The organism is Thauera phenylacetica B4P (genome assembly GCF_000310225.1).
Classification (GTDB): domain Bacteria; phylum Pseudomonadota; class Gammaproteobacteria; order Burkholderiales; family Rhodocyclaceae; genus Thauera; species Thauera phenylacetica.
In genome coordinates this window covers 1-10408 of sequence record NZ_AMXF01000142.1, presented here as the reverse complement: position 1 = coordinate 10408, position 10408 = coordinate 1, and the positions used below count along the sequence as shown (strand labels likewise).

General features: G+C 69.6%; 16 protein-coding genes. 13 read left to right on the top strand and 3 right to left on the bottom strand.

All coding sequences use genetic code 11. The features are described 5' to 3' along the window. From C667_RS15640 to C667_RS15605, 8 genes are all read left to right on the top strand, one after another. Positions 1-190: hypothetical protein (locus tag C667_RS15640; RefSeq protein ID WP_004368666.1), on the top strand; the 190-nt coding region annotated here is incomplete at its 5' end. Then, complete coding sequence (locus C667_RS15635) at positions 187-519, top strand: hypothetical protein (protein ID WP_004368664.1); 333 nt, start codon at positions 187-189, stop codon at positions 517-519. The genes C667_RS15640 and C667_RS15635, both read left to right, overlap by 4 nt. After that, positions 482-1618: an ABC transporter permease gene (locus C667_RS15630; RefSeq protein ID WP_004368662.1), complete on the top strand. Its 1137-nt coding sequence runs from the start codon at positions 482-484 to the stop codon at positions 1616-1618. Before C667_RS15635 ends, C667_RS15630 begins: the two co-directional genes overlap by 38 nt. Before the next feature lie 4 nt (positions 1619-1622). After that, positions 1623-2321: an ABC transporter ATP-binding protein gene (locus tag C667_RS15625; RefSeq protein ID WP_004368661.1), complete on the top strand. Its 699-nt coding sequence runs from the start codon at positions 1623-1625 to the stop codon at positions 2319-2321. After that, positions 2318-3328 (top strand): hypothetical protein, encoded by a 1011-nt coding sequence (locus C667_RS15620; protein ID WP_004368660.1) that lies wholly within the window; start codon positions 2318-2320, stop codon positions 3326-3328. The genes C667_RS15625 and C667_RS15620 overlap by 4 nt, the downstream gene beginning before the upstream one ends. Positions 3329-3339: 11 nt before the next feature. Next, on the top strand, positions 3340-3837 hold the full coding sequence (locus tag C667_RS15615; protein ID WP_004368659.1) for a TlpA family protein disulfide reductase: 498 nt from the start codon (positions 3340-3342) through the stop codon (positions 3835-3837). A 95-nt stretch (positions 3838-3932) separates the two neighbouring features. After that, positions 3933-4544 (top strand): nitrous oxide reductase accessory protein NosL, encoded by a 612-nt coding sequence (locus tag C667_RS15610; RefSeq protein WP_004368657.1) that lies wholly within the window; start codon positions 3933-3935, stop codon positions 4542-4544. Then, the gene (locus tag C667_RS15605) at positions 4541-5029 is read left to right on the top strand and encodes a nitrous oxide reductase accessory protein NosL (RefSeq protein WP_004368655.1); all 489 of its coding nucleotides are present in this window, start codon (positions 4541-4543) and stop codon (positions 5027-5029) included. The genes C667_RS15610 and C667_RS15605 overlap by 4 nt, the downstream gene beginning before the upstream one ends. A 236-nt stretch (positions 5030-5265) precedes the next feature. Here C667_RS15605 and C667_RS15600 read toward each other — a convergent pair whose 3' ends face one another. Then, entirely contained in the window at positions 5266-5775 is a 510-nt protein-coding gene (locus C667_RS15600) for a TlpA disulfide reductase family protein (protein ID WP_004368653.1), read from the bottom strand. A gap of 287 nt (positions 5776-6062) precedes the next feature. On the opposite strand from C667_RS15600, the gene C667_RS15595 reads away from it, so the two are divergent. The 3 genes from C667_RS15595 to C667_RS15585 are packed head-to-tail and all read left to right on the top strand — an operon-like array spanning position 6063 to position 7189. Beyond that, the gene (locus tag C667_RS15595) at positions 6063-6374 is read left to right on the top strand and encodes an ElaB/YgaM/YqjD family protein (protein ID WP_004305172.1); all 312 of its coding nucleotides are present in this window, start codon (positions 6063-6065) and stop codon (positions 6372-6374) included. Positions 6375-6378: 4 nt separating this feature from the next. After that, a complete protein-coding gene (locus C667_RS15590) occupies positions 6379-6771 on the top strand; it encodes a phage holin family protein (protein ID WP_004368651.1) in 393 nt (130 codons plus the stop codon). Positions 6772-6784: 13 nt separating this feature from the next. Further along, positions 6785-7189, top strand: coding sequence for a YqjK-like family protein (locus C667_RS15585; RefSeq protein WP_004368650.1), 405 nt, complete (start codon positions 6785-6787; stop codon positions 7187-7189). On the opposite strand, the gene C667_RS15580 is transcribed toward C667_RS15585, so the two are convergent. Together C667_RS15580 and upp are read right to left on the bottom strand one after the other, a co-directional pair. Further along, the gene (locus tag C667_RS15580) at positions 7122-8369 is read right to left on the bottom strand and encodes a uracil-xanthine permease family protein (protein ID WP_004368648.1); all 1248 of its coding nucleotides are present in this window, start codon (positions 8367-8369) and stop codon (positions 7122-7124) included. The genes C667_RS15585 and C667_RS15580 overlap by 68 nt on opposite strands. Positions 8370-8480: 111 nt before the next feature. Then, entirely contained in the window at positions 8481-9113 is a 633-nt protein-coding gene (gene upp, locus C667_RS15575; protein WP_004368646.1) for a uracil phosphoribosyltransferase, read from the bottom strand. A gap of 234 nt (positions 9114-9347) precedes the next feature. Here upp and C667_RS15570 point away from each other — a divergent pair, with 234 nt between their 5' ends. Both C667_RS15570 and C667_RS15565 read left to right on the top strand, forming a co-directional pair. Beyond that, positions 9348-9905 (top strand): hypoxanthine-guanine phosphoribosyltransferase, encoded by a 558-nt coding sequence (locus tag C667_RS15570; RefSeq protein WP_004368644.1) that lies wholly within the window; start codon positions 9348-9350, stop codon positions 9903-9905. A gap of 17 nt (positions 9906-9922) precedes the next feature. Continuing rightward, on the top strand, positions 9923-10270 hold the full coding sequence (locus tag C667_RS15565) for a DUF1840 domain-containing protein (protein WP_004368641.1): 348 nt from the start codon (positions 9923-9925) through the stop codon (positions 10268-10270). The last annotated feature ends 138 nt before the right edge of the window (positions 10271-10408 follow it).

The following is a 10408-nucleotide window of genomic DNA, read 5'->3' as shown; positions in this document are numbered from 1 at the left end:
CGCGGTGCCGGCCGGCGCGGCGCTCGCCCTGTTGCCGCTGGTGTTCTCGGTGCGGGCCGCGCGCGCGCTGCTCCCCGACGCCGAGCACCCCGCCCGCCTGGTGGCGCCGATCCGCGACACCATCGCCGCCGCCAACCTCTCCGGCCTCCTGCTCGCGATCGGGCTGGGCGCCGCCGGCCTCCTGGCATGAGCCGTCCCTCCGACCGCGTGCTCGGCTTCACCCTGCTCGCCGCCGCGCTCTTCGCCGCCACCTTCGTGGACGCGACCCTCCAGCGCGCCGCGCACGAGCCGGCCCTGCAGCGCACCGAGCGCCTGGTCGAAGACCTGCGCCTGTCCGACCTCGTGCTGTTTACCGAGGCGCGCTACACCCGCCACCTCACCCAGGCCGACCTGCACTCCGCCTTCCAGGACCACCCGGTGGCGCTCGAGCACTTCCCCTCGGGCTCGCTGCTGCCGCCCCCTGCCCTCCTGCTGGACCGCCATGAACCGCTGGATCGAGAAGCAGCGCCATCTGATTGACTTCACCGCCAGCTCGCTGGCGCGGCGCAAGGGCAAGAGCCTCGGCCTGCTTGTCGTCTACACCCTGCTCGTGTTCGTGCTCGCCTCGGTGTCGCTGTACACCCACGCGCTGCGCAACGAGGCCACCCGCGTGCTCGCCGGCACCCCCGAGGTCGTGCTGCAGCGCCTCATCGCCGGCCGCCACGACCTCATCCCGCCCGGCTACATCGAGAAGATCGGCCGCGTGCGCGGCGTGCAGAAGATCGAGGGGCGGCTGTGGGGCTACTACTACGACAGCGTACTCAAGGCCAACTACACCTTCATGGTGCCGAACGACCGCAGGATCCCCGAGGGCGAGATCGTCGTCGGCCCCGCGCTCGAGCGCTCGCGCGGCCTGGCCGAGGGCAACGGCATCTCCTTCCGCGCCTACTCGGGCGAACTGCACACCTTCATCGTCAGCGAGGTGCTGGCGCACGAGTCCGAGCTGGTGAATGCCGACCTGGTGCTGATGAGCGAGCCCGACTTCCGCCGCTTCTTCGCCTACCCGGACGGACACTACACCGACATCGCGCTGTGGGTGGCCAATCCGCAGGAGGTGCGCAACGTCGGCCTCAAGCTGATCAACGCCCTGCCCGATTCGCGCCCCATCCTGCGCGAGGAGGTGCTGCGCACCTACGCCTCGATCTTCGACTGGCGCGAGGGCATGATGCTCGCCCTGCTGTCCGCCGCCATCCTCGCCTTCGGCATCTTCGCCTGGGAGAAGGCCGCCGGGCTCTCGGCCGAGGAGAAGCGCGAGATCGGCATCCTCAAGGCGATCGGCTGGGAGACCGGCGACGTGATCGCGATGAAGTTCTGGGAGGGCTTCCTGGTCTCGCTGCTCGCCTTCCTGCTCGGCTACGTCATCGCCTACATACACGTGTTCCACTTCGAATTCGCGCTCTTCGCGCCGGTGCTGCAGGGCTGGGCGGTGCTCTACCCGAGCTTCGCGCTCACGCCGAAGATCGACGGCCTGCAGGTGGCGACGCTGTTCGTGTTCTCGGTGCTGCCCTACACCGCCGCCACCCTGGTGCCGATCTGGCGCGCGGCCACCACCGACCCCGACACCGTGATGCGGGGCTGAGGCCATGCTTGAACTCGCCAACATCCGCAAGGCCTTCAACCAGGGCCAGCACAACGAATACTGGGCGCTCAAGGGCATCGACCTGGAGATCCCGCCCGCGCGCGTCAACGTGCTGAAGGGGCCCTCGGGCTCGGGCAAGACCACGCTGCTCACCATCCTCGGCTGCCTCGCCCGCCCCACCGAGGGCCGGGTGCGGCTCAAGGGCGAGGACATCTCCGGCCTGCCCGAGCGCTTCCTCACCGAAATCCGCCGCAGCACCTTCGGCTTCATCTTCCAGCAGTTCAACCTGGTGCGCGGCCTGTCGGCGATCGAGAACATCATCCTGCCCGGCTATCCCACCGGCACCCCGCGCGCGCGCCTCGTCGAGCGCGCCGAGGCGCTGCTCGCCGACATGCAGCTCTCGCACCGGCGCGATGCCAAGGTCGAATGGCTCTCCGGCGGCGAGCAGCAGCGCGTGGCGATCTGCCGCGCGCTCATCAACGACCCCGAGATCCTCGTCGCCGACGAGCCCACCGCCAACCTCGACAGCAAGCTCTCGGCCGAATTCCTCGCCATCCTGCGCCGGCTGGCCGAGGCCGGGCGCACGGTGATCCTCACCAGCCACGACCCGCTGGTGGTCGAGTCCGAGGTGGTCGACCGGGTGTATTCGCTGCGCGACGGCCGGCTCATCGAGGTCGTCGACACGCGCAGGGCCTGGCCATGATCTTCCAGCCCGCGATCATCGCCCTGCTGCTCGCCGCCGGCCTCAGCCTGGCCATGCTGGCGACCGCCTCGCCCTTCGCGGTGCAGCTGATCCGACATTGGGACCTCGGCAGCGGCAGCGAGCGCCAGCTGCGCCTGGAGCGCCTCACCTACCTGTTCTCGATGATGGTGGCGCTGGTGTGCGGGCTGCAGGTGCTGTCCACGCTGCTGTTCGTGTTCAACGCCGACAAGATGTCGGTGATGTTCGTCGGCGCGATGTGCGCGGTGGGCGCGCTCAACGCCAACGCCTACGGCTTCCCGGCGCTCTACGCGCAGCTCGCGCTGTTCTTCTTTGCCTCCACCTGGCTGGCGATCAACCGCCTCGACAACCAGGCGCGCGACTATCCGCTCACCCGCCTCAAGTACGTGCTGCTGCTCGCCTACGCGCCGCTCGCCGCGCTGGTGCTGTACCTGCAGTTCAACTACTTCATCCGCCTCGAGGCCGACGTGATCACCTCGTGCTGCGGCAGCATGTTCTCGGAAGAGGCCGACACGGTGGCGAGCGAGGTCAGCGCGATGGCGCCACGCCAGGCCATCGCGCTGTTCTACGCCGGCCTGGGCGCGGCGGTCCTGCTCGCGCTGTGGCACTGGCGCGGCGCCGGGCGGCGGGTGTGGAGCGGGCTCGCGGTGGGTGCGTCGTCCGTGGTCGCCTTCTTCGCCGCGCTGATGGGCATCGTCGCCTTCGTGTCGCTATATATCTACGAGCACCCGCACCACCACTGCCCGTTCTGCATCCTCAAGCCGGAATACGACTACCAGGGCTACCTGCTCTACATCCCGCTCTTCGCCGCCGCCGCCGCGGGACTGGCGGCCGGCGTGCTGACCCTGTTCGCGCGCCGGCCCAGCCTCGCCACGCTGGCGCCGCAGGCGAGCGCGCGCCTGGCCGGCATCGCCGCGGCGGGCTTCGCGCTCTTCCTCGTGGTGGCGAGCTTCATGGTGCTGAGCTCCAACCTGATCCTGCTCGAGTGAGCGCACCGCCGATGAGATCCTTCCTGCTCGCCCTTGGCTGCGCCCTGCTCGCGGCCTGCGGCACGCCCGACACCGGCCCGAAGATGGGCAGCGCGGCGCCACGCTTCGAGGCGACGGACCTCGACGGCAAGCTGCACCGCTTCCCCGAGGACTTCGCCGGCAAGCCGGTGATCCTCGACTTCTGGGCCGACTGGTGCCGCTACTGCGCCAACAGCATGACGCAGATCGACCGCCTGCAGCGCGAGCACGCGGCGAGCGGCCTCGTGGTGCTGGCGGTCAATGTCGCCCAGGACCGCGCCACCGCCGCCGCCTTCGTCGCCCGGCTCGGCGTCGGCTATCCCGCGCTGCTCGACCCCGACTCGAAGATCACCCGCCAGTACGGCGTGCAGGGCCTGCCGATCACCTACTTCATCGATCGCGAGGGCCGCATCGGCGGGAAGATCCTCGGCGAGGCAGATCAGAAACTGCTAATGTCCCAGCTGAACCGCATCCTGCCGCCGGCGCGCTAGACCACGGTCAAGGCGACTCGCGCCGGATGCGCGCAGGATCGATCGCATCTCACCTTCATTCGTCCACCAGCCAAACTCGAGCAAGGAGATCAGCCATGGATCGCAGGGAAGCCCTCAAGATGTCCGTCCTCGCCAGCATCGGCCTCGCCGCCGCCGGCAAGGCCAACGCCCAGTCCGCCTGCGCCGGCGACGGTACCCCGGCGCAGTTCACCCCCAGGACCGCGCCCGACCCGCAGCCCCAGGTCGATGACATCGCCAAGTATCCCAAGTGCCCGTACTGCGGCATGGACCGCAAGCAGTACCACCACTCGCGCATGGTCGTGCATTACGCCGACGACCTCGCCGACGGCACCTGCTCGCTGCACTGCTCGGCGATCAGCCTGTCGCTCAACATCGACCGCGACCCCAAGGCGCTGTGGGTCGGCGACAACGCCGCGGAGGGCGACACCAAGCCACTCGTGGAGGTCGACAAGGCCAGCTTCCTGGTCGGCAGCAAGCTGCCCGGCGTGATGACCGCGCGCAGCAAGGTCGCCTACGGCAACGCCGACGCGGCCAAGGCCTCGCAGGCAGCCAACGGCGGCGAGCTCACCGACTTCGACGGCGCGCTGCTGGCCGCCTACACCGACATGTCGGCCGATGTCGCGCGCATCCGCAAGAACCGCGCCGAGCGTCGGCGCAAGATGATGGAGCACCAGAACAAGTCATGAAGACCCTGCTCGCCCTCGTCTTCGCGGCCTGGACGAGCTTCGCGCTCGCCCAGGCCCCCGCCGCCGAGCTGCCGAAACCGGGCGCCAAGGACCTCTGCCCGGTGTGCGGCATGCTCACCGCCAAGTACCCCAACTGGGTGGCGACCATCGTCTACAAGGACGGCCACGCCCACTTCTTCGACGGCGCCAAGGACATGTTCAAGTTCTGGCACGATCCCGGCAAGTACGCCGCCGGCCACAGCCGCGAGCAGATCGAGCGCATCGCGGTGACCGAGTACTACGGCCTGCAGGCGATCGACGCCAGGGGCGCGTGGTACGTCGTCGGCTCGGACGTGCTCGGGCCGATGGGGCACGAGTTCGTCCCGCTCGCCAGCGCGGAGGACGCCGCGGACTTCCTCAAGGAGCACAAGGGCGCGCGCATCCTGCGCTTCGACGAGGTCGGCGCCGCGCTGCCGGTGATGCTGGACGAAGGGCGCTTCGAGTAGGGCCCCGGGATTCGGAGCTCGGCACGCGACGCCGCTGGACCGCCGTATTCGCGCCTGCCGGCGCTCCTACATGCCCCCGAGGCCAGAAGCACGGCTCGCAGCACGCGACATCGGTGGACTGCCGTATTCGCGCCTGCCGGCGCTCCTACAGGAAACCGTCGCGCTGCGGGGGCATGTAGGAGCGCCGGCAGGCGCGAATGCGGCCCTTCAGCCCTCACCCGCGCCCCTTCGCCCCGTCACTTCAACAAGGCCTGCGCCGCAGCCTCGAGGTCGGCGCGGCGCACCAGGCCCAGCTTGCTGCCGAGCGCCTTGCCGTCGCGCCCGATGTACACGGTGAAGGGCATCCCCGCCTGCGGATTGCCGAGCGCCTTCATCAGCGGAATGCCGTCCTTGGCGGCGATCACCACCGGATAGCGCATGTCGTAGGCCTTGGCGAAGTCCTTCACCGCCTCGAGCTTGTCGTTCTCCTCGATCGCGACGCCGATCACCTCGATCCCGTCCGCGCCCTGCTCGGCGCGCAGCTTCACCAGCTCCGGGATCTCGTCGCGGCACGGCCCGCACCAGCGCGCCCAGAAATTGACCACCAGCGGCCGGCCGCGGAACTGCTCCATCGCCACCTTCCCGCCGTCGAGGCCGGTGAGCGTGGAAGAGAAGAAGGCCGCGGTGTCGATCGCTTCGCCGGCATGGGCGGAGGCGGCGACGAGGCCGAGGCTGAGACCGAGCGTGACAGCGAACTTGCGGATCATCGGGAAACCTTTCCTGGCAGACAAGGGTCCGTCATGGCGTGTGCCATGCCGGCCGGAAGCGGGCACCGGGGTGCACGCGGACATCGGCTCCATTTTGCCAAGCATCGCGTCCAGGCGCACCAGCCCGCGCACGATCCACCCCCGCGACGCGGCATCCGCCTACACCGGCTTCAGCATCCGCTTACGCATCGTTCATTGCGGGCGGGAGCCCCGCGGGGTAGGCTTGCTGCAGGCATGGCAAGAAGCGCTTCAGGCCATTTTTACCGACCACTCTCAGGAGAACCATCATGGCAACGACCCTTCAGCCCTCCAAGGACAAGATCGTCGACGACCTCAAGTCCCTGATCTCGGACGCCGAGGAGCTCCTCAAGCTCACCGCCGACCAGCAGGGCGGCAAGCTCGACGACCTGCGCGCGCGCATCAACGGCCGCGTGGCGGTCGCCAAGGATCGCCTCGCCGATGCCGAGGCCGCGATCGTCGACTCCGGCAAGAAGGCCGTACGCGCCACCGACGACTACGTGCATGAGAACCCCTGGCAGTCGGTCGGCGTCGCCGCCGGCGTCGCCTTCCTGCTCGGCCTGCTGGTCAGCCGCCGCTGAGTCGATGAGCACCGAGCCCAGGGCGCCCAGACCGCGTCTCGCCGACAGCCTGCACGGCATCGTCGATGCCGGCCTGCAGACGGCGCAGACGCGGCTGGAGCTGCTCGCGGTCGAGCTCCAGGAAGAAAAGCTCCGCCTCACCGGCCTCGCGCTCAACACGGTGCTGGCGGGGCTACTGCTCGGCTTCGGGCTGGTGTTCCTGATGGTGTTCCTGACCGTGCTGTTCTGGGAGGAACACCGCCTGCTCGCGCTCGGCATCTCGACTGCGGTCTGCCTGGGCGGTGGGCTGCTCGCCGCGAGCAACGCGGCGCGCGCCTTCCGCAGCGGCACGAAGCTGTTCTCGGCCAGCCTCGCCGAGCTCGCGCGCGACCGCGCGGCCTTGAAGAAACCCGACTGAAGGCGCACCGCGCATGGATCCCCGCCAGGTCGAACTCGCGCTGCGCAAGCAGAAACTGCAGCTACGCGCCGAAGCCCAGCGCGCCGACATCACGCAGCGCCTCGCCGGGATCGACGGCGCGCTCGACCGCGTCGACTCGCTGCGCGACCACCTGGCGTGGGCGAAGGACAAGGTCCCGGTGCTGTCGGTCGCGCTGATCGTCGTGCTCGCCGCGAAGCCACGGCTCACGCTGCGGCTGGCCAAGCGCGCCTGGGTCGGCTGGCTGCTCGTGCGACAGGTACGCGGGGGCGGGCGGCTCTCGGCGCTGCTGCCAACCGCCATCCCGCTCCTGCGCGGGCTGCTCGCAATCCTCAGGCGCCGGCTCGAACCCGCGGCAGAATCAGGTTCAGCACCACCGCGACGACGCCGCACAGGCTGACGCCCTGCAGCGTCATCCCATCGAAGTTCAGCGCCAGGCCGCCGATGCCCATCACCAGCACCGAAGACACGATCACCAGGTTGCGCGGCTCCTCGAGGTCGACGCGCGCCTTGATCAGGGTGTTGAGGCCCACGGCCGCCACCGAGCCGAACATCAGCATCATGATCCCGCCCATCACCGGCACCGGAATCGACGCCAGCAGCGCGTTGAACTTGCCGAAGAAGGCGAGGATCACCGCGAACACCGCCGCCCAGGTCATGATCGCCGGGTTGTAGTTCTTCGTCAGCGTCAGCGCGCCGGTGACCTCGGAGTAAGTGGTGATCGGCGGCCCGCCGACGAGGCCGGCGAACAGCACGCCGGCGCCGTCGCCGGCCAGGGTGCGGTGCAGGCCCGGCTTCTCGGTGTAGTCCTTGCCGGTCACGCCGCCGATCGCGAGCACGTCGCCGACGTGCTCGATCGCCGGCGCCAGCGCCACCGGCAGCATGAACAGGATGGCCGCGAGCTCGAAGCTCGGGGTGACGAACTGCGGCAGCACGAACCAGGGCGCCGCACCCACCGCGGCAAAGTCCACCAGCCCGAACAGGATCGCCGCCACGTAGCCCGCCCCCACCCCGCACAGGATGGGCACCAGCTTCAGGAAGCCGCGCGCGAACACCGCCACCAGCACCGTGGTGCCGAAGGAGATCCCCGCCACGGTGAGCGCGGTGGCGTAGGGCACGAGCTCGAGCTTGCCGTCGCCGCTGCGCCCCATCGCCATGTTGACGCCCACCGCGGCGAGCGACAGGCCGATGATCATGATGATCGGCCCCACCACCACCGGCGGCATGTAGCGATGCACGATCTCGGCGCCGTGCTTCCACACCAGGCCGGCGAACACGAAGTACATCAGCGACACGCAGGCGAGCGCGCCCATGGTGGCCGGCACGCCCCAGGTCTGGATGCTGAAGATGATCGGCGCGATGAAGGCGAAGCTCGAGCCGAGGAAGATCGGCACCTGGCGCCCGGTGATGAGCTGGAACAGCAGCGTGCCGACGCCGGCGCCGAGCAGCGCGAGCGAGGGATTGAGCCCGGTGAGCAGCGGCACCAGCACCAGCGCGCCGAAGGCGACGAACAGGATCTGGGCGCCGGAGATCGCCTGCCGCCACAAGGGCTCGGCAGACTGGATGGGGATTTCACGCATGAGGGTTCTCCGCCGGGCGCGCGCGGCCGGGGTGGCGCGCAGCCGGCATGGTTGTCGTTATCGATGAAGCGGTGATGACGCGGCGGGCCACCGTCCGCCGTCGCCATGGAATCAGTTGTGCCGCGTGCCGAAGATCTTGTCGCCGGCGTCGCCCAGCCCGGGGATGATGTAGCCGTGCTCGTTGAGGTGGCTGTCGATGCTCGCGGTGTAGATGTCGACGTCGGGGTGCTTGTCGTCCATCCGCGCGATGCCCTCGGGCGCCGCCACCAGCACCAGCGCGCGCACGTGGGTGCAGCCCTTGCGCTTCAACATGTCGACGGTGGCGACCATGGAGCCGCCGGTGGCGAGCATCGGGTCGATGATCAGCGCCATGCGCTCGCCGAGCTGGCCGACGAACTTCTCGAAGTAGGGCACCGGCTGCAGCGTCTCCTCGTCGCGCGCGATGCCGACCACGCTGACCTTGGCGCTCGGCATCATGTCGAGCACGCCGTCGAGCATGCCCAGCCCGGCGCGCAGGATGGGCACCACGGTGACCTTCTTGCCCTTGATCTGCTCGACCTGCACCGGCCCCGCCCAGCCCTGGATCTCGACCGTCTCGAGCGGGAAGTCCTGGCACGCCTCGTAGGCCAGCAGGCGGGCGATCTCGGCGGTGAGCTCGCGGAACTTCTTGGTGCTGATGTCGCCCTCGCGCATCAGGCCGATCTTGTGGCGCACGAGCGGGTGGCGGATTTCATGGATGGACATGGCGGTTTCCGGGCGACGGGACGAAGACCCGCCTCTTTTACCGCGCCGCCGGCCGGCGCACAAGCGCACAAACCACAGCGTGCGGCGTCGCAGCATCGACGCCCGCGCGAGCGCCTCATCCGCGCGGTCTGCGCCGGGTTTTCGCATCGGCCCGGCGCGCCGGCCGCACAGCGGGATCGGCGTTAGAATGCGGGGTCAGCATTCGCACCGGGCAAGCGCCCGCAGCTCATCGACATGTCCCTGAACCTGGAAGAAATCAAGCGCGCGCGCGAAGAGGCCGACTGCCTCGCCGACGCCGCCACCGTGGAGGCTGCGCTCGACCGCATGGCGGCCGAGATCACCGCCCGCCTCGCCGACGCCAACCCGCTCGTCTATGCGGTGATGAACGGCGGCCTGATCCTCGCCGGCCGCATCCTGCCGCGCCTGCCCTTCCCGCTCGAGGTAGCCTATCTGCACGCCACGCGCTACGGCCATGCGATCCAGGGCACCCTGCTCGACTGGCGCGTGCGCCCCACCCAGGACCTGCGCGGGCGAACGGTGCTGGTGCTCGACGACATCCTCGACGAGGGCCATACGCTCGAGGCCATCATCGCGCACCTGAAGGAAGAAGGCGCCGCCGAGGTGCTGTCCGCGGTGCTGGTGCACAAGCTGCACGAGCGCAAGGCGAAGCCCGGCATGCGCGCGGACTTCACCGGCCTCGACATCCCCGACCGCTTCCTGTTCGGCTGCGGGATGGACTACAAGGGCTACTGGCGCAACGCGCCCGGCATCTACGCCGTCAAGGGCCTGTAAAAAAGGAGCGACACCCCATGCTGGTCACCTTCAAGTCCCACGCGAGCGCCGACGTGATCATGTTCGGCGACGCCGCGAAGAAGCTCATCGGCATCCTCGGCAAGGACTCCGCCGACGCCAAGGGCATCATCACCGTGCAACAACTCCCCGAGGCCATCGCCCGCCTCAGGGCCGCGATCGAGGAGGAGCGCGCCCGCCAGGCCGAGCTCGAACGCCAGCGCGGCCACGCCGGCGAGGAGGCCGAGAAGGAAGCCGGCAACACCGGCATGGCCGCGCCGGTCGGCCTCGCCCAGCGCGCCTGGCCGCTGCTCGCCATGCTGGAAGAGTCGCTGCGCGAGGAGACGCCGGTGGTCTGGGGGGTCTGATCTCCCCCATCCCCTCCCGCGACGTTCAGCCGCGACCGACGAAGCGCGCGTCCACCTCCGCCATGCGCGCGCAGCCGATCAAGCCGAGCGTGCGCTCCATCTCGCTGCGCAGGATCTCCAGCGCGCGCGCCGCGCCGG